We start from the raw sequence: 24,095 nt of genomic DNA, 5'->3' as shown, positions 1-24,095 counted from the left end.
GAGGGGTGTAAGGATGAATTTAGGTCGAATTGGAACGGCGATGATTACGCCGTTCAAAGAAGATGGCACGATTAATTATCCAGAACTAGAACGTATTATTAATCATTTGATTGATAATGGTACAGATTGTATTGTCGCATGTGGCACAACCTCTGAAAACCCAACTATGTCCACAGAAGAAAAAATTGAAGTTGTACGTTTTACAGTAGAGAAAGTGGCAGGTCGTGTACCGGTTATTGCAGGTACAGGAGATAACGAAACGGCTTACTCTATAGCAATGACGCACAAGGCTGAAGAAAATGGCGCAGATGGTATCATGCTTGTAGCACCATATTATAATAAGCCAAATCAACGCGGTATTTTCGCGCATTTTGAAACGATTGCAAAAGAAACAAGTTTACCTGTCATGCTTTATAACGTGCCAGGACGTACAGGCGTCAATGTTGCCTATGAAACTTCTGTTGCTTTAAGTAAAATTTCTAATATTGCCTGGATAAAAGAAGCGAGTGGCAATTTAGATCAAATGGGCGATATTATTGAGAATGTTGATTCAGATGATAATTTCTTAGTGTATAGTGGTGATGATGGTTTAACACTCCCACTACTAGCAATCGGTGGAGCAGGAATTATTTCAGTTGCTGCCCATGTTGTAGGGAATGATATGCAATTAATGATTAAAGCGTTTGAAGAAGGAAATCACGAGCTAGCAGCCAAAATTCACCGAGCATTATTACCACTTGTACGTGCGCTGTTCGCACAGCCAAACCCATCGCCTGTAAAATACGCGATGACCAAATTAGGCTTTGATACACTTAATGTTCGTTTACCAATGATGGAAATGACAGAAGAAGAAAAAGCAAACTTTGACCGAATTTGGGATACGTATCAAGAAAAAGCGAGAAGCTTTAGAGAAGTAAGTACCTTTAGTTAATTTGTAATTAAAGCTAAATAGTAAATCCTCAGACCGTAGACAAACTCGAATTTTTTTAGTTTGTTTACGGTCTTTTTTCTTTGGATATTTCGTAGACAGGTGAGACACTTTCCCGAAAAAATATAGAGTATCGTCCCAATGAGGATAACTGCTCAGGGATGACTGATATTCTCTCAGGTAGGAATCCAGAATCTATCAAGGTATTTAGATCTATTTTTATAGTCAATTGTTTTTATCTTTTAATCATCGATTTATTTATATGGAAGAAGAAAAAACATTACTGAAAATGGCTTTAACCGCACTATATCCCAATCTCCAAAAGCTCGCTTCGCTTTTTTTTATAAAATTAAACCTTTCGCGATGCTACATCCTCCGCCTACTTTCCATCTATTAGAAATAAAATTAGCAATAAATTTCTGTTTCTATCATGAAAGCTGCATTTTTAATTTGTGCAAAAGCTTTGCAAACCTTATAATAAATCTTAAGTGGTTGCTGTTCGGGATATTTTTTAGGAGGAAATAAATTGACAAAAAAGAAAAATGAATTAATTCGCATCATCCCACTTGGTGGCGTTGGCGAAATTGGAAAAGCAATGTACGTAGTAGAAATCGACGAAGAGCTATTTGTAGTGGATAGCGGATTGATGTTCCCAGAAGACGAAATGCTGGGCATTGATATCGTAATTCCAGATATTACGTATTTAGAAGAAAATAAAGAGCGTGTGAAAGGGATTTTCTTAACACATGGTCATGAAGATGCAATTGGCTCAATTGCTTATGTATTACAAAAAGTGAAAGCGCCAGTGTACGGATCAAAATTAACAATTGCACTTGCAAAGGAACATTTAAAGGAATTGCCTGCACCACATCAGGTGAAATTCTTTGAGGTTACGAACCGTAGTCGTATGAATTTTAACTCAACGTATGTGACATTCTTCCATACAACACATAGTATTCCCGATTCGTTAGGGGTAGTGTTCCATACATCTGAAGGAGCAATTGTTCATACAGGTGAGTTTAAATTCGATCAATCCGCGACAGGTAAGTTTAAGCCTGATTTAGCAAAAATGGCTCAGCTAGGAGAAGAAGGCGTATTTATGCTGCTATCTGAGTCGAGTGAAGCTGAGCGACCAGGTTATACGACATCTGAGATTGTGATTGAAGAGCAATTATCAAAAACATTCCATTCAGCACCAGGTCGTATTTTAGTTGCTGTTTATGCATCGAATTTTATTCGTATACAGCAAGTATTAACACAAGCTCAAAAGTCGTTCCGCAAAGTAGTTATTGTAGGGAAACCTTTAGAAAAAGCTGTGGATTTAGGTGCAAATCTAGGTTACTTAACAGTAGAAGAAGATACAATCATCCCTATCTCAGAAATGCAAAAGTATCAAGATGATGAGATTATTATTATCGCTACAGGTAATAAAGGGGAGCCACTTGATGCATTAGAGAAAATTGTCCGCAAACATCACCGAGACATTAAAATTAAAAAGAACGATACAGTATTAATAACATTTACACCGTCTCCTAGTATGGAAGTACAGATGGCTAATACGATGAACTCGATCGCAAAAGCAGGTGCTGAAATTCTCACATCTAGCAAAAATGTACATGTATCGGGTCACGGTAGCCAAGAAGATTTAAAGTTAATGCTAAACTTAATGCAACCAAAGTATTTTATCCCTGTGCAAGGTGAGTATCGCATGCTTATTGCTCACTCTAAGCTTGCTCAACAGCTAGGTATGCAAAAATCACAAATTTTTATCGCCGATAAAGGGGATATTGTAGAATATAAAAATGGTAAAATGCGAATGAGTGGCCGTGTACAAGCTGGTAATGTTTTAATAGACGGTATCGGTGTAGGTGATGTAGGGAACATAGTACTTCGCGATCGTAAGTTATTATCGCAGGATGGTATTTTCATTGTTGTCGTTACATTAAACCGTGCTCAAAAGAAAATTGCATCTGGTCCAGAAATTTTATCGCGTGGTTTCGTATATGTACGCGAATCAGAAGAATTAATGGTGGAAGCTTCTGATATTGCTAAAAATGTTATTGAAAAATACGTTGGTAAAGATACTTTTGAATGGACAAACATTAAACAAGAAATTCGAGATACACTGAATACGTATTTATTCCAAAAAACGAAGCGCCGCCCAATGATTATCCCAATCATTATGGAATATTAACTTCTTTCAGCAGAAGTCTCCCCCTCTATAGGTGGTGAAATGAATGCGAATGTAAGCTATTTTTCAGCGGGTGTCCAAACGCCCGCTGAAAGAAGTTAAAGCCTCCGGCGGATGTCATGGAATCGGCTTTGTGCAAGCACAAAGCCGATTCCAGACGCAATTATGCCAAGGCACAATTGATAAATGAAAGATCATCGTTGAACGAAAAAGGATTTTCTAACCGAATGTAAACGGTGGAAAATCCTTTTTTTCCTCAATCCAGAAAGTTTGAGATGATATTTGTTATAATATATGCCATTTATAATAAGTTGATCTTCGTTACGATTGGGCAACTCCTTGGGGATTAGCGGCTCATCGGACGCCCTCAGGAAGCTCTTCTCTGCGCGAAAGCGAAGCGCCAGCGGCAAATGTTTTAACTGCGCGAAAGCGAAGCGGCAGCAACAAATGTTTTAACTGTGCGAAAGCGAAGCGGCAGCAACAAATGTTTTAACTGTGCGAAAGCGAAGCGGCAGCAACAAAGCGTCCAGCTGGAACGGAAATCAACACCACGTTACGGTGATGAGTTTTTTTGGAATAATCAAGTTCTACATGTTATTATTTGCTACATATTAAAGAATGGATTGCAAAAGAAGGTGAAATAGATGGCGACTAGTAAAAAAAGAAAAGTCACGAAAGGAAAAGCGACGACAGAGAAAAAAGAAATGCATCCGCTTATGTATGAAATTTTAGGTCTTATCTTAATTGCATTTGCGGTTATTATGATTTTTGAATATGGCATGATTGGCCGAGTTTTACAAACAATTACGATGTTCCTTTTTGGGAATTTACATTTTGCTGTGCCTTTTATGCTTATTTTCGTTGCGGTGTTACTGATGATTGGGCGTAAAAAAATAAGCATTTATGATCGTGTCATATTAGGTATGCTTCTAATTGTTATGAGTTTAACAATTTTTAGTCATGGCATTTTATTTGAACAATTATCAAAATCTGGTGGATTATTATCAGACTCTGTTTTGCGAGAATCTTGGCGAATTTTAATTAATTCTGAGGGTATCATCAATCGAAGTAATGCGCTTGGTGGCGGAATGGTGGGTGCACTGTTATTTAGTGCTCTACATGTTTTATTTGAGGCGGCAGGTGCGAAAGTCGTTGCATGGGTTATTTTCTTTATCGGATTAATTTTAGTAACAGGAAAGGCGCTTGTTCCATATTTAGCGAAAAAAATGCCCGACCTTTTTGGCAAGTGGCAGAAGAAACATCGTGATAAGAAAAAGAATATGCCGAAAAAACCTTCTAATCGCCGTTCAAAAGTAGAAAGCAAGGATGAAATTGCGGCCGTTGATCAGGAGCCTGAAGTACAAGAGGAAGAGATTTCTCATGAACCAATCATCTCTGCTTTTACTCAAAATGTGTCTCATGAACGAGAGTCATTTGCAATGGCCGAAAATGAAGACATTGAACATGGTGAGATTATTGATGATGTTCATATTGAAGGTGCAGATGCTGTGGAGAATGCAGACTACCAACTTCCGTCTTATAATTTATTACAATTACCGCCACAACATGACCAAAGTGGCGAATATTCGGTCATACAGGCAAATGCGAAAAAGCTAGAGCAAACTTTGCAAAGCTTTGGGGTAAAGGCAAAAGTTACACAGGTTCATTTAGGTCCGGCTGTAACAAAGTACGAAATATTACCAGACGTAGGTGTGAAAGTAAGTAAAATTGTAAACTTACAGGATGACCTTGCTTTAGCACTTGCTGCGAAGGATATTCGTATGGAAGCACCTATTCCTGGGAAGTCAGCGATTGGCATTGAAGTACCAAATAGTGAGGTAGCTATTGTTACACTCCGGGAAGTGTTAGAGACTAAGGACGGCGCAAAGCCAGAAGCATTATTGCAAGTTGCATTTGGTCGTGATATTACTGGACAAGCAGTACTTGCTGAGCTCAATAAAATGCCACATTTACTTGTTGCGGGTTCGACGGGTAGTGGGAAAAGTGTGTGTATAAATGGTATTGTCGTATCAATCCTAATGCGTACAAAACCACATGAGGTTAAGCTGATGATGATTGACCCGAAAATGGTGGAGTTAAATGTTTATAATGGTATTCCACATCTACTGGCACCAGTTGTTACGGATGCACGTAAAGCGTCTCAGGCGTTGAAGAAAGTTGTGGCAGAAATGGAACGCCGCTACGATCTATTTTCACATACAGGTACCCGTAATATCGAAGGTTACAATAGTCATGTACAAAAAGTAAATGAGCAAACAGATGAAAAACACCCTAAATTACCTTATATTGTAGTAATTGTAGATGAGTTAGCAGACTTAATGATGGTTGCCTCAAGTGATGTAGAGGATTCTATTACACGTTTAGCACAAATGGCACGTGCAGCGGGTATTCATTTAATAATTGCAACTCAACGACCAAGTGTAGATGTATTGACAGGTGTTATTAAAGCAAATATTCCTTCGCGCATTGCCTTTGCAGTGTCGTCTGCAATCGATTCTAGAACGATTTTAGATATGGGTGGAGCCGAGCGTTTACTCGGTCGAGGAGATATGCTGTTTTTACCAGCGGGTGCATCTAAACCAAAACGTGTGCAAGGTGCTTTTTTATCAGATCAAGAAGTTGAGTCAGTTGTTAACTTTGTTATAGAACAGCAAAAGGCGCAATATCAGGAGGAAATGATTCCGACCGAAGAAGAGACAGTTTTAGAGGAAACGGATGAATTATTTGATGAGGCTGTACAGTTAGTTGTTAGTATGCAGACTGCCTCTGTTTCGATGTTGCAACGCCGCTTCCGTATCGGTTATTCGAGAGCTGCTCGCATTGTCGATCAAATGGAACAACGCGGTATTGTCGGGCCTTCAGAGGGTAGTAAACCTCGACAAGTGCTCATTCATCAATACGATAATTAGTACCAAAATAAAATTAAAAAATTGAACAATGTTGTATACATCGAGTAGGCCCAAGTTCATTTAAAAATTCGAAAGCAATTACATTAAGTGTAATTGCTTTCAGTCTATAAAAATGTTATATTTATGAACGATTAGTAGGAATGTTGTACATCAGATGTCTGATCTCTGATTTTGGTGGTGATATATGTGACTATAAAAGCAGATCATCGTCATCTCTATCTTCAAGTAATTGATCGTTTAAAGTCTGACATTGAAAAAGGCGTTTTTAAAGAAAATGAAAAACTGCCTTCAGAATTTGAATTATCGAAATCACTAGGAGTCAGTCGAGCAACGCTTAGAGAAGCGCTACGACTGTTGGAAGAGGAAAATGTGATTGTGCGTCGACATGGGGTGGGCACATTTGTAAACCCTAAGCCGTTGTTTACATCAGGCATCGAGCATTTATCGAGCATTTCTTCCATGATCGAGGCAGCGGGTATGGAACCCGGTTCCCGCTTTTTAAAGGCGACGGAAAGCATACCTGCTGAGGAAGATTTAAAACGCTTCCAGTGTGATGGCGAGGATAAAATACTCACAATTGAACGTGTCAGAACAGCGGATGGCGAGCCGGTAGTTTATTGCATAGACAGATTACCAGCAAGCTTCCTGCCAACTGACTTTGTAGAAAAAAAAGAAGTTTCACTTTTCTCTGCACTTGAACAATCCGGTAAAATTCATGTTGCCTATGCGGTTACATATATTGATCCTATCGGGTATCATGAGCAAGCTTCACCGATTTTAAATTGCGGACGTGAAACAGCTCTTTTAGTATTAAAGCAGTTACATTACGATGATCATGATCAAGTAGTGCTGTATTCAAAAAATTATTTCCGAGCTGATAAATTCAGCTTCCATGTAGTTCGTAAACGGGTGTAGAACATTTCTAATTTTTTCCTGCTAATTACAATACCTTTGGGGGGTTAATCAAATGAAAAAACGTAAATTTGGCTTAGTATTATCATCAGTTTTAGCTGCAAGTGCAATCTTAGGTGCATGTGGTACGAAAGAGGAAGAAAAAACTAAGAATGAAAATGAAAACGCTTCATCAGGCAACCAAGAAGATGCGTTCTCAGTAGCAATGGTAACTGACGTAGGTGGCGTTGATGATAAATCATTCAACCAATCTGCTTGGGAAGGTGTTCAAGCTTTCGGTAAAGAACATAACCTGAAAAAAGGTGATGGCGGCTTCGACTACTTACAATCAAAATCAGATGCAGACTATGATTCAAATTTAAACGCGTTATTACGTCGTGACTTTAACTTAATCTATGGTATTGGTTTCATGATGGAAGATTCTATTTCTGCAATCGCTGAAGAAAATCCAGATAACCATTTCGCAATCATTGACGCTGAAGTAAAAGCGGACAATGTAGTATCAGTATTGTTCAAAGAGCAAGAAGGTGCTTTCTTAGCGGGTGTAGCTGCAGCGAAAATGTCTAAATCGGGTAAAATCGGTTTCGTAGGTGGCGTAGATATTCCAGTTATCAACCGCTTCGAAGCTGGATTTTTTGAAGGTGCAAAAGCTGTAAATCCAGATATCGAAATTACATCAAAATATACTGCTGCATTCGATAAAGCTGACCTTGGTAAAGTTACTGCAAACAGCATGTACTCTTCAGGTGTAGATGTAATCTTCCACGCTGCAGGTGCTACTGGTAACGGTGTATTCTCTGAGGCAAAAGAACGTAAGAAAAAAGATCCTAATGCAAACATTTGGGTAATCGGAGTAGACGCTGACCAATATGAAGAAGGTAAAGTAGACGGTAAAACAAATGTTACTTTAACTTCTATGTTAAAAGGTGTAAACACAGCAGTTGTAGATATTTCTAATAAAGCGAAAAAAGGTGAATTCCCAGGTGGCAAAACGCTTACTTATGGTTTAGCTGAAGACGGCGTGAAGCTTGCGGATTCTCGTGGCGCAATCCCAGAAGATGTACTAAAGGTTATTGATGAATATAAAGAAAAAATTGCTAAGGGTGAAATTAAAGTTCCAGAAAAAGTGAAAAAATAATTCACCTTTGATCATCATAAGGGACTTTTTATGAAGGCCCTTATGATGATTTTTCAATCTATCGTTATATTTTGACTATTCGTAACATTCTATTTAACTATACTGGTCATTATCGTAGAGGTAGAATTTTATATGAGCTTATCGCAAGAATAGTAATGATGGTAACAAGTTAATAGAAGAAAGGTTTCTAACGATGACCTTTCCTGTATTAATTTATCTTCATTTAGAAGACTGTCTACCTCTATTAGTAGGACAAGATAGGCATGGGATTTTTTGTGCATAGGGTACATAATGCCCAATGAACGAAGAGTTAATCTCTGGCTGAATTCATTGTTGTGCGATGTGATAAACGCTGAGCAACAGGGATTATGGCAAGTATTTGCATTAGTTTTAAGCGGTGAACAATGTTTTCTGTGCAAAAGTGCAGTGCAATGTTGCGACAGCAACAAATGTTTTCTGTGCGAAAGCGCAGTGCAACGAAGCGGCAGCAACAAATGTTTTCTGTGCGAAAGCGCAGTGCAACGAAGCGACAGCAACAAAATGTTTTCTGTGGCGACAGCCACAATTACGTCAAGGCGAAATTGATAAAAGTGCCTATTAAGGGAGTGACAAAATTGGAATATGTGATTGAAATGCTAGGAATCCGAAAAGAGTTCGGTAATTTCGTGGCGAATAATAACATCACCCTCCAGCTGAAAAAAGGCGAAATCCATGCACTGCTAGGCGAAAATGGTGCAGGTAAATCGACTTTAATGAACGTCCTTTTTGGTTTGTATCAACCAGAGGGTGGCGAAATTCGAGTTCGTGGGAAAGCTGTTAAAATTACAAACCCGAATGTGGCCAATGATTTAGGGATTGGTATGGTTCATCAACATTTTATGTTAGTGGAAAATTTCACAGTAACAGAGAACATTATTTTAGGTTCTGAACCAACGAAAATGGGTATTGTTAACATTAAAGATGCGGCGAAGAAAGTACAAGCACTTTCTGAAAAATATGGCTTAGATGTTGATCCATATGCCAAAATCGAGGATATTACTGTGGGGATGCAACAGCGTGTTGAAATTTTAAAAACACTATACCGCGGTGCAGAAATTTTAATTTTTGATGAACCAACTGCATCTTTAACACCACAGGAGATTACAGAGCTTATTCAAATAATGCGTCGCTTAATTGCAGAGGGCAAATCTATTATTCTAATTACCCATAAACTAAAAGAAATTATGGAAGTCTCTGATCGTGTGACAATTATTCGCAAAGGTGAGGGGATTGGAACGGTTAGCACTGCTGAAACAAATCCTAACCAATTAGCTGAAATGATGGTTGGTCGCCAAGTCGAATTTAAAACCGAAAAAACAGAGGCAAACCCAACTGATGAAGTACTTTCAATCGATAATTTGGTTGTTACAGACTACCGTAATATCGATAAGGTTAAAAGCTTAAACTTAAAAGTACGTCAAGGTGAAATTGTTGGTATTGCAGGTATCGATGGTAACGGACAATCTGAGTTAATCGAAGCCATTACTGGTCTACGTAAAATAAAGAGTGGTACTGTTAAATTAAATGGCAAAGATATTACAAATATGAAGCCTCGGAAAATTACTGAGGAAGGCGTTGGGCATATTCCACAAGATCGCCATAAGCATGGTTTAGTCTTAGATTTCCCAATAGGTCATAATATTGCACTACAAACATATTATCAGTCTCCGATCGCTAAGGGCTTTGTTATGGACTATAAGAAAGTGTCTGAAAAAGCACGCCAAATCATTGAAGAATATGATGTGCGTACAGGGAATGGTGAAATGACACCAGCACGTGCCCTTTCAGGTGGTAACCAACAAAAAGCGATTATCGGTCGTGAAGTTGATCGTAATCCAGACTTATTGATTGCTGCACTACCAACACGTGGTCTTGACGTAGGGGCAATTGAGTTTATTCACTCTCGCCTTATTGAGCAACGTGATAAAGGAAAAGCGGTACTGTTAATTTCATTTGAATTAGATGAAGTCATGAATGTTTCAGACCGAATTGCTGTTATTTATGACGGTCAAATTGTTGATGAGTTAAATCCAACTGAAACGACAGAACAAGAGCTAGGTCTATTAATGGCAGGACAAAAAAGTGAAAATAAAAAGAATGGTGCGAAGGAGGGGAATGACTAATGTCAAATCGTGTCATTAATATTCTCGTTCCTATCATCTCTATCATTATCGGTTTAATTGTTGGGGCTATCGTGATGGTAGTTAGCGGCTATGACCCAGTACAAGGTTATATCGCACTTTGGACAGGTATTTTTGGAGATTCATATTCTATTGGGAACACAATCCGTCAAATAACACCGTATTTATTGGCGGGTCTAGCGGTAGCATTTGCTTTCCGTACAGGTTTATTTAACATTGGTGTTGAAGGTCAGTTAATTTTAGGTTGGCTAGCAGCAGCTTGGGTAGGCTATGCGTTTGATCTACCTAAAATTATTCACTTACCATTAGCATTACTTGCGGCAGCAGCTGCAGGTGCATTTTGGGCCTTTATTGCAGGTTTCTTAAAAGCGAAATTTAAAGTTCACGAAGTTATAGCGACAATTATGTTAAACTACACTGCACTTTATATTGCGAATGCAGTGATTAAAAAATTGTCTGACGGTGGCTTTAAAACAGAACGCGTTCATGAATCAGCTTCTTTACGTTCTCCGTTTTTAAGAGAGCTAACAGACAATTCAAGTCTTCACTATGGCATCATTGTTGCACTGTTAATGGTCATGGTTATGTGGTTCATTTTAGAAAAAACAACACGTGGATATGAGCTTAAAGCGGTAGGCTTTAATAAACATGCTGCAGACTATGCAGGTATGAGCGTCAACAAAAACATTATTTTAGCTATGACGATTTCAGGTATGTTTGCGGGTCTTGGAGGTGCTATGGAGGCATTAGGTACTTTCCAAAACGCTTCTATTAAACCAGGCTTTACAGGTATAGGTTTCGATGGTATCGCCGTTGCCTTACTTGGTGCCAATACGCCACTAGGGGTTGTATTCGGGGCTTCATTATTCGGCTCACTTAAATACGGGGCATTAAATATGCCAAATGCTGCGGGTATTCCCGAGGAAATCGTATCTATTATTATTGCGTTAATTATTTTCTTCGTAGCATCAGGTTATATTATTCGAGTAGCATTACAAAAGTTGAGCAAAAAAAAGGAGGGACAATAACATGAGCTTTTTAGAAATGTTATATTTCATCATCCCTTCTGCAATTTTCTTCGCAACACCTTTAATTTTTACGGCAATCGGTGGTGTATTCTCTGAACGATCTGGTGTTGTCAATATCGGACTAGAAGGTTTAATGGTTGTTGGTGCATTTGTTGGTATTTATGTCAATTTAGAATTTGCTTCAACATTTGGTGCAGCAACAATTTGGGTAGCTATGCTGGCAGCTGTCATTGCTGGGGGAATCTTCTCTCTATTCCATGCAGTTGCTTCGATTTCCTTCCGTGCCGATCAAACGGTATCAGGGGTTGCTATTAATTTATTAGGTTTAGCAGTAACTGTATTCTTAGTAAAAATGATTTATGGTAAAGGGCAAACTGATATGATTACCCACCCAATAACTCGTTTTGAAATTCCTTTGTTAGAGGATATTCCGTTCCTTGGTCCATTATTATTCCGTGATGTCTATAGTACGTCAATTTTAGCTTTTGCAGTAGCTATCGGCGCATGGTTTATTATTTATAAAACGCCATTCGGTTTACGTTTACGCGCTGTCGGTGAACATCCAATGGCTGCAGATACGATGGGTGTAAATGTTAATAGAATGCGCTATATTGCTGTTGTCATCTCAGGGGCATTAGGTGGTCTTGGTGGTGCAGTGTATGCGCAATCAATTACAAGCGATTTCTCACATGCAACAATTGCGGGTCAAGGCTTTATGGCCATTGCTGCAATGATTTTTGGGAAATGGCATCCGATCGGTGCATTAGGTGCAGCTTTATTCTTTGGAGTAGCACAAACGTTAAGTGTTGCAGGAAGCACAATTCCTTACGTTCAAGACATTCCTGCTGTATACTTGCAAATTTTACCATATGTATTAACAATCCTTGCATTAGCAGGATTTATCGGTAAAGCAAATGCACCAAAAGCTAGTGGTCAACCTTATATTAAGGGGAAACGCTAAAGAAACAATTGTTTACAACAAAGACTGGGCGAAAATGCTCAGTCTTTTTCCTTGTGCATAGCGCAAGTGTTTGGGAAAATAATGGTTGAAGGTTGATCTTTATTTGCTAGTATGAACAGGTTCATCAAGTAACCGAATGAAATTTCACACTTTCCGTATACATACTTTGGATTCTTTTTGCAATTATAGACAATAGACATGTATAGTATGTGTAGTACTTTGTTATATTAAGAAAGATAAGGAGGGTTCTATATATGTTTAAAACAATCCCTTTTGCAAAAGGTGTCAATTTGCATATCCGACAAACGACCCAATTTAAAACCGTAAATTTTTCAATTAAATGGAGAAGAGCATTAACGGCTACAAATGCGTCTGAACGCACAGTGTTAACAAATGTGTTGCAACACAGCAATGCTAAATATAAGACAACAGCTGCATTCCGAGGTTTCTTGGATGACTTGTATGGCACAGTGCTTTATTTTGATACATCTAAACGTGGTAATGAGCATACAGTACTGATGAATGTAGAATCCGTTAACGATCATTATTTGGCAAATACAAGTGTTTTAAACGAGGTACTTGGTTTATTGCACACAGCAATCTTTGAACCGAATATAGAAAACGGTGTCTTTAAAGAATCGATAGTAGAGCGTGAAAAGAAAACGGTCATACAACGTATCGAGTCTATTTTTGACGATAAATCTCGATTTGCGCAGCAACGTATTCAACAGATTTTACGTCCGAATGAACCGGCCTCTATTTCTGCTAACGGAACTGTTGAGGACATTCAAAAAATTACCCCTGCGTCATTGTTTGAAGCATATCAATCGATGCTTGCTAACGATAAAATAGATATTTATGTCGCGGGTGATATTAATGAAGACGAAATCGTGGAACAGCTGAAAAAAGCACTACCGTTTAATGATCGTACACCTGAAGAAGTTCCTGCTGTGCTTCCGCAGCAGCATCCACAAAATGATTATGTACGTGAGCAACAAGATATGAAGCAAGGAAAGCTGCATATTGGTTTTAGTACACCAGTACGATTTGGTGATCCTGATTTTGCTAAAATGCAAATCTTTAACGGCGTATTCGGTGGCTATCCTCATGCCAAATTATTTATGAATGTTCGTGAAAAGGAAAGTTTAGCTTACTATGCGTCTAGCTCCTATGCATCACATTATGGCTTAGTCTTTGTTGTATCTGGGATTGAACCAAAAAATGAAGAAAAAGCACTATCACTAATTAAAGAACAAATTGCTGTTATGCAAGCAGGCGATATTACTGATTTGGAATTAGAGCAAACAAAGGCTATGCTGACGAATCAGCTAAAAGAGTCATTGGATTCTGCCCGAGGACAAATAGAAATTTTTGACCAATATAAAGATTTACCCGAGGACTTCTCTGTTGAAGCTTGGGCAAATAAATGGAAAGCTGTAACGAGAGAAGATATCGTTGAAATGGCGAAGCAAATTCAGCTAGAAGCGGTCTATTTCTTATGTGGGAAGGAGCAAGCCGCACAATGAAGACAATTGAATTCAAACAATTAGATGAAACATTGTATTATGAAAAATTAGAGAATGGCTTAGATGTCTATATTTTACCGAAAAAAGGCTATTCCAAAACATATGTGACGTTCACAACTAAGTACGGTTCTGTTGATCGTGCATTTGTGCCGCTTGGTGAGACGGAAAGCATTACAGTCCCAGATGGCATTGCTCACTTTTTAGAGCATAAAATGTTTGAAAAAGAAGATGGAGATGTATTCCAAAAGTTTAGTGAATTCGGCGCTTCAGCAAATGCATTTACATCATTTACACGTACGGCGTATTTATTTTCTTCGACGGACAATATTTATAAAAGTACAGAAACATTATTAAATTTTGTGCAAGAGCCTTACTTTACAGAAGCAACAGTGAATAAGGAGAAGGGCATTATTGGTCAGGAAATTACGATGTACGATGATCAGCCAGATTGGCGCTTGTATTTTGGTACGATCGAAAATATGTATCATAATCACCCGGTAAAAATTGATATCGCTGGTACAATCGAGACGATTGATGGCATTACTGCGGACCACTTATATACGTGCTACAATACGTTCTATCATCCATCCAATATGTTATTGTTTGTTATTGGTGCTGTAGACCCTAATGAAATGATGACGTTTATTCGTGACAATCAAGGTAAAAAAGAGTTCACTGAACCAACACCAATACAACGCTACTTTGATAAAGAACCGACTGATGTTGCTATCAAAGAGCGTGAGTTGCATATGGATGTACAAAAGCCAAAGGTTTATATCGGCTTAAAAGCAAAAGAAACAAATCTTTCTGGTCGTGATATGTTAAAACATGAGCTATCTGTTCAAATAGCACTTGAACTTATTTTCGGACGTACATCTGAATTTTATGAGCGCATCTATGAAAATGACTTAATTGATGAAACGTATGCATTTGATTTCACGTTAGAAAACGGCTTTGGTTTTGCTATGATTGGCTCGGATTCTGCAGACCCGGCTGGATTAGAGAAAGCTATTAAAGAAGAATTGGCAAAGTATGAAGGATATGCACAATTTGAAAGTGCCGATTTAGAACGAGTGAAACGTAAAAAAATTGGTTTCTTCCTACGTGCGCTGAACTCTATTGAATTCATCGCCAACCAATTTACACGTTATTCGTTTAATGAGATGAATTTGTTCGATGTTGTACCTGTGCTAGAAGAACTAACGATTGAAGATTTGCAAAAAGCATTTTCTTCAATTCAAGGTGAATCACAACAAACTGTCTTTAAAATTTTACCTACAGAGAAGGGCGAACAGTGAAAAAGTTTGCCCTCGTGTTAGGTGCATCGGGTGAGATTGGTCGTGCTATTTGTCAGAGTCTGGCAGAAGACGGCTGGTCCATCTACATACACTTTTCAAACAATGAAAAAGCAGCACAGGCTTTATACCACTCTCTTTCAGAAAATTTCCCTGCACAGGAATTTATGCTTGTGCAGGGAGATTTTTCGAAAGCATCCGGGGCACAATTACTAGCAGCGCAAATTTTTAATGTGCAAGCAATTGTTTTTGCAAATGGTCAAGCGCATTATTCTCTACTTGAAGATACTACTGTGGAGGATATGGATGCATTATGGCGTGTCCATGTGCAAAACCCAATGCGTCTGACGGCATTGCTGTCATCAAAGCTTCGTGCTCATGATGTCAGCTATGTACTTTTTATCGGTTCGATTTGGGGAGAGGCTGGATCGGCTGGTGAAGCTCTATACGCAACTGTGAAGGGCGCCCAACATGCTTTTGTAAAGTCATATGCGAAAGAAGCGGCACTGTCACGTATTCGTGTTAATGCCATTGCACCTGGCTTTATAAATACCTCGATGAACAGTCATTTAAGTGAAGAGGAGCTTGACTATATTTTAGAGGACATTCCGCTAGGGATAGCTGGACAAACAACGGATGTTGCTAAAATGGTGCGCTTCTACCTTTCTGGAAATGCAGATTATGTAACGGGACAAGTAATTCGATTAAACGGTGGTTGGTACATATAATGTTCTTTTTTGCACATACTACATGTGTAAAGGAGGAGGAACAGTATGACTATCTTAGAGAACTGGCATAAATGGACATCGTTTTTAGGTCAAAATGTTATGCGAGCAGAATCTAGCGGTGTGCCATCGCAAATGATTCAACAAGCTGCTGTACAAATTGGAGAATATTTGGCGACAAATGTCGATCCTAAAAATGAACAAGAACGAGTGCTGTCGGATTTATGGGGCGTTGCCTCTGAAGAAGAAAAACACGCACTGGCGAATTGTGTCGTTAAACTTGTGCAAAATAAACCTGTACAGTAAAAAAGAGGAGAGTGATCTCCTCTTTTTTCTATTTAAAAAAGCAATTTCTATATAGAAAAGGGAACGTATGTAAGCCTATTTAGGATGTTCAAAAAAAAAATAGTAAGTTTTTAAAAATAACGCTATAATTCCATGTATTCTAACTTTCCATTACATAAAAAATCAGCTATGATGGAACTTATAAGGGATTTTTTACGTTAACTAATAGGAAGGGAACGAGTGTGTTTGAGCGATTGGTACTTTGAATATGAAATTCAGGTGAATCGCCCTGGATTATTAGGAGATATTGCTTCACTTTTAGGGATGCTTCGTGTCAATATTATTTCAATAAATGGTGTCGATGAGGATCGACGTGGTATGTTAGTGCATACAGACAACGATGAGACAATTGAGCGTTTTCGTACAATTGTTTCGACAATGGAACATATTAACGTAACCAAATTTCGACAACCAAAACTCCGTGATCGTTTAGCCATAAGGCACGGTCATTATATTCCTCGAGATGCAGATGAAAAAAATACCTTCCGCTTCGTCCGAGATGAACTTGGTATTTTAGTTGACTTTATGGCTGAGCTATTTAAAAAAGAAGGGCATAAGCTCATAGGAATACGTGGAATGCCTCGAGTTGGAAAAACTGAATCGATTGTAGCGGCTAGTGTATGTGCCAATAAAAAATGGATTTTTTTATCATCTACAATGATTAAGCAGACTGTTCGCAATAAACTCGCAGGTGATGAATTCAGTGACAATAATATTTTTATATTAGATGGCATTGTAACACGTCGTTCATCTGATGAGCGGCATTTACAACTAGTGCGTGAAATGATGAATATGCCTTCCATAAAGGTCGTCGAGCATCCAGACATGTTTGTTCAGCATTCAGATTATAGGATAGAGGATTTTGATTATATCATTGAATTACGTCATCACCCAGATGAAGAAATTACGTATGAAATAATGGAAAAAAACCATATGATGTCCGAATCCAATTCATTTGGAGGATTTTAGGATTTAATTTTTAAATTGATGTTAAAGTAGGTGTTTTGAGTGGCAGAATTAGGGACTCGACTGAAAGAGGCGAGACTGTCTAAAGGCTACAGTTTAGACGATTTACAAGAAATAACGAAAATACAAAAGCGTTATTTAATAGGTATTGAAGAGGGCAATTATTCGATCATGCCTGGTTCATTTTATGTACGAGCTTTTATCAAACAATATGCTGACGCCGTTGATTTGAACGCAGAGGAAATTTTAGAAACGTATAAAAGTGAGCTACCAGGTACTTCAAACAATCAAGTAAGTCAATCGATGACGAATAGTCCAAGTAGAAGAAAAATTTCAAAAGGCCCTTCTACTAAAATGATGGAGGCAATGCCGAAAATAATCGTTGGTTTATTTATCATTGTCATTATTGTAGTAATTTGGGTACTCATGCAGTCTAAAAATAGTGCAGTACCGAATGCTGGAGATGAGACGCCTCCAGAAATGCAATACGATACAAAAGCAAAACCTATAGATACAGAAAAAGATAAAGAAAAAGAAAATAAAAAAGCTCAATCAAATGACAAACAAGAGTCAACAGATTCAGCAAAGGAAACACCTGACGAAACTGAAGAGGTTAAGCAATCGATTTCAGCAGGGACTGTTGAAGCGGATGGTGCTACAACTTCATATACGTTAACAGGTGCAGATACATTTAAAATACGTATCGAAGTATCAGGTCCTACATTTATCGGTATTCGAGACCAACAGCAACAAGAAATACTAACAGATACTCGTGTATATAATGCAGGAGAAGTAGTAGAATTTGACGCAACATCTCAAAATTATGCTCGTATCCGTTTAGGTAATTCAACGCAAGCCAAGGTATACATTAATGACGAGCCTTTAACGTATGCACAGCAAGCTGTAACGCAAAACATCGTCATCAATTTCAATAAAGAATAGTAGTCATCTAGTGATGACTACTTTCTTTCATCATGAAAGGTGTTAGAAAAATGAACATTCCAAATAAAATTACCATCTCTCGAATCTTACTTATTCCGTTCTTTGTCATTGTTATGATGTTTGATTTTGGCTGGGGAACAATGTCACTATTCGGTGCGGATATGCCTGTTCATCATTTTGTAGGTGCACTTATTTTTATTTTTGCTTCAGCGACTGATTGGGTGGATGGTTATTACGCACGTAAGTATAATCTTGTGACAACATTTGGTAAATTTTTAGACCCACTTGCTGACAAATTACTAGTTTCAGCAGCTTTTATTTTAATGGTAGAGCTTACTATGGCGCCTGCATGGATAATAATTATAATTATTAGCCGTGAGTTTGCAGTAACTGGTCTTCGTTTAATATTGGCAGGTGAAGGAGAAGTTGTTGCGGCCAACCAGCTTGGTAAAATTAAAACGTGGGCCCAAATTGTGGCCATCGGAGCAGCACTTTTACACAATACAATATTTACACTTATTGGTATTCCGTTTGATACAATTATGTTATATATTGCATTGTTCTTTACACTATGGTCTGGATGGGATTATTTCTATCTAAATCGACGTGCCTTACTCGATTCTAAATAAGAGAGGTCTTGAGGATCATGAATGCTGAAATTCTTGCAGTTGGCTCAGAGTTATTGCTTGGTCAGATTTCGAACACAAATGCAAAGTTTATTTCTAGTCAGTTGTCCGAATTAGGGATAAATGTGTATTATCACACTGTAGTTGGAGATAATGCACAACGTTTAGAAGAAGCTATTTCCATTGCAGAGTCTCGTGCTGATTTAATCATTTTTTCTGGTGGGCTTGGACCTACGAAGGATGATTTAACAAAGGAAACGATTGCTCATCATCTTGGCGTTACTCTTGAATTTGACGATATCGCGCTGACATATATTGAGCAATTTTTTGCAAAGCGAGGACGTCCAATGACGGACAATAATCGTAAGCAGGCTTTAATATTAGCAGGTAGTGAGGTGCTTGCAAACCATCATGGTATGGCACCTGGTATGATACTAACGAAAGATGAGCGTACTTATATTTTGCTTCCGGGGCCACCTAAAGAGCTTGAGCCGATGTTCCAGTTTGAAGCAAAGCCAAAGCTTAGTGCGATGTTAAATGCTGGAGGGGTTATACTATCGCATGTTATGCGTTTTTATGGCATTGGAGAGGCAGAGCTTGAAGTACGTGTCCAAGCCATTTTAGATTCGCAAACAAACCCAACTGTTGCGCCACTTGCTTCTGACGGCGAAGTTACACTGCGTGTGACTGCCAAGGCAGAAACGGAGCAAGAAGCACAGCAGCTTATTGCTGCAAAGGTAGCAGAGATCCAAGCGCTTGTAGGTGACTATCAATACGGTATAGATGATGATTCTCTAGCCTCTAAAACAGTAGAAATGTTACTAGATAATCAGTTAACAATTTCTGCGGCAGAAAGTTTAACAGCGGGATTATTTCAGTCTGAGCTTGCAGAAATACCAGGTGTTGGGGATGCCCTAGTTGGTGGCGTTGTTACGTATACAGAAGAGGCTAAAATAAAGCAGCTCGGTATTTCTAAAGAATTATTAACTACACATGGGATTGTAAGCAGTGAATGTGCAGCAGCTATGGCTAGCGCTGTACGTGAAAAATTTGATACTAATATTGGTATTGGATTAACAGGTGCAGCAGGTCCTACAGCCCATGATCATCAACCAGTAGGGACGGTTTGGATTGGTATCGCAATTGGTGATGAGAAACCAATCACGTACTTACTTCATTTATCGGGCATGCGTAATACAAATCGACTGCGGGCTGCGAAATTTACTTGTCATTATTTAATGCAGCTTTTAGAAGAAAGAGGCTTTAAAAAACGTTAATTAATTTGCCCCGGCATAATATAGGTTCATCACCAAAAGTTGCGGATGACTTTTGTTAAAATGTCTACTATGTAAATAAGTTGAGTGGAGACTGGACGCCCCTAGGAAGGCGCCCAGCCGGAACGAAAATCAACCACACGTTTTGGTGATGGTCCATAATATAGTTGAAAATAGAAATTTGGGTAATGGAAAGTTACCCAAATTTTTATTTTGAAGAAAAACGAATAAACGTTCGCTTTTTTCTTGCGTCTTCTCTTAAAAACAAGTATAGTAGAGATAGAGAAAAACAGTGAACAGTTTTCGAAGGAGGAAAATGAATGAGTGATCGTAAAGCAGCCTTAGAACAGGCGTTAAAACAAATTGAAAAGAACTTTGGTAAAGGTTCTATCATGAAACTTGGCGAAAAGACGGATTTAGAAATTGCTACATCTTCAAGTGGTTCGCTAGCACTTGATGCTGCATTAGGTGTAGGTGGTTATCCACGTGGACGTATTATTGAAGTATACGGCCCTGAATCATCAGGTAAAACAACGGTTGCACTTCATGCCATTGCAGAGGTTCAGGCAAATGGTGGACAAGCAGCGTTTATCGATGCTGAGCATGCATTAGATCCAATATATGCACAAAAATTGGGTGTCAATATTGATGAGCTTTTATTATCTCAACCAGATACAGGAGAACAGGCGCTTGAAATCGCAGAAGCATTAGTACGTAGTGGTGCTATCGATATCATCGTTATTGACTCAGTAGCAGCATTAGTTCCGAAAGCGGAAATCGAAGGAGATATGGGTGATTCGCATGTTGGTTTACAAGCGCGTTTAATGTCTCAGGCCTTACGTAAACTTTCAGGTGCTATCAATAAATCAAAAACAATTGCTATTTTCATTAACCAAATACGTGAAAAAATTGGTGTTATGTTCGGAAACCCAGAAACAACACCTGGTGGACGTGCACTTAAATTCTATAGCTCCGTTCGCTTAGAAGTACGTCGTGCAGAAGCTATTAAACAAGGCAATGACATTATGGGTAACCGTACAAAAATTAAAATTGTGAAAAACAAAGTAGCACCACCATTCCGTACAGCTGAAGTTGACATTATGTACGGTGAAGGAATTTCAAAAGAGGGCGAAACAGTCGATTTAGGTGTTGAACTAGACATTGTTCAAAAAAGCGGTTCTTGGTACGCTTACGGTGATGAGCGCCTAGGTCAAGGTCGTGAAAATGCTAAACAGTATTTAAAAGAAAATCCAGCAGTGCTTGACGACATCGCAAATAAAATCCGTGCTTCTTACGGTATTGCATCTTCATCTTATACAATTGCTGCGCATGATGAAGAGGAAGATATGGATGATGAATTAAAGCTTCTTCTTGAAGATGAATAATATAAATGCATTGTTCCCACTCTTTATAGTGAGAGCAATGCATTTTTTTTATTTTTTAAGGAAACTATAGATTTTTTGCCTGTGGATAAACTAAAGCATAGTCGGCGTCTAGGCAAAAACGCTACATCCTCGAGGTCGCTTCGATTCCTCGGGCAGAAGTGATGGAGCGTTTACTTTTGCTTCGGACTCTCCAGCGCTTGTCGGATGTAAACGAGCGCTTTTGCGCATTTGTTCTTTACACATACTGGTGAATGTGGTTGTATAATATTTGTTAGGATATCCATATATTTAGTGATGAAGGCAATTGAGCAATGAGTCGGCAATAAGAAGAGGTACCGAAGGATAGAATAAAAGAAGTGATAGATTGAACGTCATAAAGGGAAGTGGGGATCATATTTTCCTCACCGTAAATTTGATATAGCATCGGGAATAAATAGCTTCCACCAAAAGAAAATAATACTTCCTAAGTACTGCTTCTACGTATGAATATGAAAAAGTAAATTTAACGTTAGTGTAAAAGTAATAGGTAATTAATTCTCCTAATGGATATGACTGACTTTTTTTCTTTTGAAAGGCGAACAGATGCCCGACTATCCTTGACAGAGCTTGAGGCTAGCTATACAATTAAATATGTATAATTTCTGAATTATGACTTTAAATAGGCAGTACATTACATTTTGACTTCATTTTGGAAAGGCTTTTAAAGATCTCGTAAATGAAGTTGAAGCCTCTGGCAAATGGCAAGATTTTGAACAGACAATGATGCATAAGAACGTTCGCCTTAAAGCTTCGCATCCTGCGAAAACGGCTAACTAATTTGCATAGGTAAAACACCACGTCCAGTGACTTTACCGAATGACCGACATCGTTTCGGTCCTCGTGCATACTTGAACACAATTCAAAATCCGGGACATAATTATGCCAAGGTGAAATGAATGTATGCGCCGACTGAAACTGTATTACCCAAATAGCAAGAGGAGGTGTTCATATGGATGCAATTACTATCATCTCCGCTTTGCTTGGACTCATCGTTGGTGCCGCTGTTAGCTATATCTACATGAAAAAAGTGAATGACTCAAAAATCACTGGTGCTAAACATGTCGCTGAAACAATCGTTGAAGAAGGAAAACGAGAAGCGGAGGCATTGAAGAAAGAAGCACTACTTGAAGCCAAAGATGAAACTCACAAATTTCGTACTGAAGCAGAAAATGACATTCGTGAACGTCGTTCTGAGCTTCAGAAACAAGAGAACCGTTTATTGCAAAGAGAAGAGAATCTTGATCGCAAAGATGATGCTCTAAATAAGAGAGAAGCAAGTTTAGAGCGTAAAGAACAAGCTCTAAGCGAAAGACAACAGCATATTGAACAGATGGAAAGCAAAGTGGACGAGCTCGTTGCCTCGCAAAAAACAGAGCTAGAAAGAGTTTCGGCTTTAACTAGAGATGAAGCAAAAGCTATTATCTTAGGAGAAGTAGAAAAAGAGCTAGCAACTGATATTGCTGTGATGACGAAGGAAGCTGAGACACGTGCGAAGGAAGAGTCAGATAAAAAAGCGCGTGAAATTTTATCACTGGCACTACAGCGTTTTGCAGCAGATCACGTTGCAGAAACAACAGTATCTGTCGTGAACTTGCCAAATGATGAAATGAAAGGTCGTATTATTGGTCGTGAAGGTCGTAATATTCGAACTTTGGAAACGTTAACAGGTATAGATTTAATTATTGATGATACTCCAGAGGCAGTTATTTTATCAGGCTTTGATCCAATTCGTCGTGAAACGGCTCGACTTGCACTTGAAAAACTTGTACAGGATGGCCGCATTCACCCTGCTCGAATTGAGGAAATGGTGGAAAAAGCTCGTCGTGAAGTGGATGAACAAATCCGCGAAACAGGTGAGCAAACAACATTTGAAATTGGCATTCATAACTTACATCCAGATTTAATGAAGATTTTAGGCCGCATGAAATACCGTACAAGCTATGGACAAAACGTCCTAAAACATTCAATTGAAGTCGCATATTTAGCAGGCTTACTTGCTGCTGAACTTGGTGAAGATGTAGCATTAGCTCGCCGTGCAGGCTTATTACATGATATTGGTAAAGCAATTGACCATGAAGTTGAAGGTAGCCACGTCGAAATCGGTGTGGAATTAGCTACAAAATACAAAGAACATCCGGTCGTTATAAACAGTATTGCTTCTCACCATGGTGATACTGAAGCAACATCTGTTATTGCCGTGTTAGTAGCTGCAGCTGATGCGTTATCAGCAGCTCGTCCAGGTGCTCGAAGTGAGACGCTTGAAAACTATATCCGTAGACTTGAAAAGTTAGAGGAAATTTCCGAAAGCTATGATGGTGTAGAAAAATCCTTTGCAATTCAAGCTGGTCGTGAAATCCGTATTATCGTACAACCTGAAAAAATTGATGACTTGGCTTCACATCGCTTAGCGAGAGATATCCGTAAGCGAATTGAAGAAGAACTTGATTACCCAGGCCATATTAAAGTAACGGTTATTCGTGAAACACGTGCCGTAGAATACGCAAAATAATTGTCATACAGAAACGTCTTTTACTCAAAATAGAGTAAAAGACGTTTTTTTATAGTTAAGGAAACTATAGATTTTTTGCCTGTACAATACCTAAAGCGACCTCGAGGATCTTGGCTAAAGCGCTACATCCTCGAGGTCGCTTCGTTTCCTCGGGCAAAAGTGGTGGAGCGTTTACTTTTGCTTCGGCCTCTCCAG

General features: G+C 38.7%; 18 protein-coding genes. All 18 read left to right on the top strand.

Features of this window, described 5'->3' with window-relative positions; all coding sequences use genetic code 11:
- Nucleotides 1-13 precede the first annotated feature (13 nt).
- The 18 genes from dapA (at nucleotide 14) to rny (ending at nucleotide 23,900) form a co-directional block, all read left to right on the top strand.
- Nucleotides 14-931: a 4-hydroxy-tetrahydrodipicolinate synthase gene (gene dapA, locus ACFTQ7_RS00230; protein ID WP_349660899.1), complete on the top strand. Its 918-nt coding sequence runs from the start codon at nucleotides 14-16 to the stop codon at nucleotides 929-931.
- A gap of 523 nt (nucleotides 932-1,454) precedes the next feature.
- On the top strand, nucleotides 1,455-3,122 hold the full coding sequence (locus ACFTQ7_RS00225; protein ID WP_349660900.1) for a ribonuclease J: 1,668 nt from the start codon (nucleotides 1,455-1,457) through the stop codon (nucleotides 3,120-3,122).
- Between the two features lie 641 nt (nucleotides 3,123-3,763).
- Nucleotides 3,764-6,049, top strand: coding sequence for an FtsK/SpoIIIE family DNA translocase (locus tag ACFTQ7_RS00220; RefSeq protein ID WP_386826774.1), 2,286 nt, complete (start codon nucleotides 3,764-3,766; stop codon nucleotides 6,047-6,049).
- Nucleotides 6,050-6,235: 186 nt separating this feature from the next.
- Entirely contained in the window at nucleotides 6,236-6,964 is a 729-nt protein-coding gene (locus ACFTQ7_RS00215; protein ID WP_079560516.1) for a GntR family transcriptional regulator, read from the top strand.
- Between the two features lie 52 nt (nucleotides 6,965-7,016).
- Complete coding sequence (locus ACFTQ7_RS00210) at nucleotides 7,017-8,099, top strand: BMP family lipoprotein (RefSeq protein ID WP_386826773.1); 1,083 nt, start codon at nucleotides 7,017-7,019, stop codon at nucleotides 8,097-8,099.
- 614 nt (nucleotides 8,100-8,713) lie between these two features.
- A complete protein-coding gene (locus ACFTQ7_RS00205; RefSeq protein ID WP_386827014.1) occupies nucleotides 8,714-10,261 on the top strand; it encodes an ABC transporter ATP-binding protein in 1,548 nt (515 codons plus the stop codon).
- Nucleotides 10,261-11,307, top strand: coding sequence for an ABC transporter permease (locus ACFTQ7_RS00200; RefSeq protein ID WP_349660904.1), 1,047 nt, complete (start codon nucleotides 10,261-10,263; stop codon nucleotides 11,305-11,307). Before ACFTQ7_RS00205 ends, ACFTQ7_RS00200 begins: the two co-directional genes overlap by 1 nt.
- 1 nt (nucleotide 11,308) lies before the next feature.
- Nucleotides 11,309-12,268, top strand: coding sequence for an ABC transporter permease (locus ACFTQ7_RS00195; protein WP_349660905.1), 960 nt, complete (start codon nucleotides 11,309-11,311; stop codon nucleotides 12,266-12,268).
- A gap of 254 nt (nucleotides 12,269-12,522) precedes the next feature.
- Complete coding sequence (gene yfmF, locus ACFTQ7_RS00190) at nucleotides 12,523-13,794, top strand: EF-P 5-aminopentanol modification-associated protein YfmF (protein ID WP_386826772.1); 1,272 nt, start codon at nucleotides 12,523-12,525, stop codon at nucleotides 13,792-13,794.
- Nucleotides 13,791-15,092, top strand: a complete 1,302-nt coding sequence (gene yfmH, locus ACFTQ7_RS00185) for an EF-P 5-aminopentanol modification-associated protein YfmH (protein ID WP_349660907.1) — start codon at nucleotides 13,791-13,793, stop codon at nucleotides 15,090-15,092. The genes yfmF and yfmH overlap by 4 nt, the downstream gene beginning before the upstream one ends.
- Complete coding sequence (ymfI, locus tag ACFTQ7_RS00180) at nucleotides 15,089-15,817, top strand: elongation factor P 5-aminopentanone reductase (protein WP_386826771.1); 729 nt, start codon at nucleotides 15,089-15,091, stop codon at nucleotides 15,815-15,817. Before yfmH ends, ymfI begins: the two co-directional genes overlap by 4 nt.
- 45 nt (nucleotides 15,818-15,862) lie before the next feature.
- Nucleotides 15,863-16,120, top strand: a complete 258-nt coding sequence (locus ACFTQ7_RS00175) for a DUF3243 domain-containing protein (protein ID WP_079560524.1) — start codon at nucleotides 15,863-15,865, stop codon at nucleotides 16,118-16,120.
- 225 nt (nucleotides 16,121-16,345) lie between these two features.
- Nucleotides 16,346-17,128 (top strand): DUF3388 domain-containing protein, encoded by a 783-nt coding sequence (locus ACFTQ7_RS00170; protein ID WP_197141989.1) that lies wholly within the window; start codon nucleotides 16,346-16,348, stop codon nucleotides 17,126-17,128.
- A 39-nt stretch (nucleotides 17,129-17,167) separates the two neighbouring features.
- The gene (locus ACFTQ7_RS00165) at nucleotides 17,168-18,067 is read left to right on the top strand and encodes a helix-turn-helix domain-containing protein (RefSeq protein WP_386826770.1); all 900 of its coding nucleotides are present in this window, start codon (nucleotides 17,168-17,170) and stop codon (nucleotides 18,065-18,067) included.
- 50 nt (nucleotides 18,068-18,117) lie between these two features.
- Nucleotides 18,118-18,696 carry a CDP-diacylglycerol--glycerol-3-phosphate 3-phosphatidyltransferase gene (pgsA, locus tag ACFTQ7_RS00160; protein ID WP_386826769.1) on the top strand — a complete coding sequence of 193 codons (579 nt, stop codon included), beginning with the start codon at nucleotides 18,118-18,120 and terminating at the stop codon, nucleotides 18,694-18,696.
- 17 nt (nucleotides 18,697-18,713) lie between these two features.
- A complete protein-coding gene (locus ACFTQ7_RS00155) occupies nucleotides 18,714-19,970 on the top strand; it encodes a competence/damage-inducible protein A (RefSeq protein WP_386826768.1) in 1,257 nt (418 codons plus the stop codon).
- A gap of 317 nt (nucleotides 19,971-20,287) precedes the next feature.
- Nucleotides 20,288-21,352: a recombinase RecA gene (gene recA, locus ACFTQ7_RS00150; RefSeq protein WP_349659711.1), complete on the top strand. Its 1,065-nt coding sequence runs from the start codon at nucleotides 20,288-20,290 to the stop codon at nucleotides 21,350-21,352.
- Between the two features lie 988 nt (nucleotides 21,353-22,340).
- Nucleotides 22,341-23,900 (top strand): ribonuclease Y, encoded by a 1,560-nt coding sequence (gene rny / locus ACFTQ7_RS00145; RefSeq protein ID WP_349659710.1) that lies wholly within the window; start codon nucleotides 22,341-22,343, stop codon nucleotides 23,898-23,900.
- Nucleotides 23,901-24,095 lie beyond the last annotated feature (195 nt).

Origin of the sequence: Lysinibacillus sp. NPDC056959 (assembly GCF_042674095.1) — a bacterium.
Lineage (GTDB): Bacteria > Bacillota > Bacilli > Bacillales_A > Planococcaceae > Lysinibacillus > Lysinibacillus zambalensis.
Note: the sequence above shows the minus strand (reverse complement) of the source record. Positions and strands in the feature narration are given on the sequence as shown.

Bases quoted from the DNA above. Each gene is read 5' to 3' on its own strand.
- dapA (WP_349660899.1), top strand. From the start codon at position 14: ATGAATTTAGGTCGAATTGGAACGGCGATGATTACGCCGTTCAAAGAA.
- ACFTQ7_RS00220 (WP_386826774.1), top strand. From the start codon at position 3,764: ATGGCGACTAGTAAAAAAAGAAAAGTCACGAAAGGAAAAGCGACGACA.
- ACFTQ7_RS00210 (WP_386826773.1), top strand. From the start codon at position 7,017: ATGAAAAAACGTAAATTTGGCTTAGTATTATCATCAGTTTTAGCTGCA.
- ACFTQ7_RS00200 (WP_349660904.1), top strand. From the start codon at position 10,261: ATGTCAAATCGTGTCATTAATATTCTCGTTCCTATCATCTCTATCATT.
- ACFTQ7_RS00195 (WP_349660905.1), top strand. From the start codon at position 11,309: ATGAGCTTTTTAGAAATGTTATATTTCATCATCCCTTCTGCAATTTTC.
- yfmF (WP_386826772.1), top strand. From the start codon at position 12,523: ATGTTTAAAACAATCCCTTTTGCAAAAGGTGTCAATTTGCATATCCGA.
- yfmH (WP_349660907.1), top strand. From the start codon at position 13,791: ATGAAGACAATTGAATTCAAACAATTAGATGAAACATTGTATTATGAA.
- ACFTQ7_RS00175 (WP_079560524.1), top strand. From the start codon at position 15,863: ATGACTATCTTAGAGAACTGGCATAAATGGACATCGTTTTTAGGTCAA.
- pgsA (WP_386826769.1), top strand. From the start codon at position 18,118: ATGAACATTCCAAATAAAATTACCATCTCTCGAATCTTACTTATTCCG.
- ACFTQ7_RS00155 (WP_386826768.1), top strand. From the start codon at position 18,714: ATGAATGCTGAAATTCTTGCAGTTGGCTCAGAGTTATTGCTTGGTCAG.
- recA (WP_349659711.1), top strand. From the start codon at position 20,288: ATGAGTGATCGTAAAGCAGCCTTAGAACAGGCGTTAAAACAAATTGAA.
- rny (WP_349659710.1), top strand. From the start codon at position 22,341: ATGGATGCAATTACTATCATCTCCGCTTTGCTTGGACTCATCGTTGGT.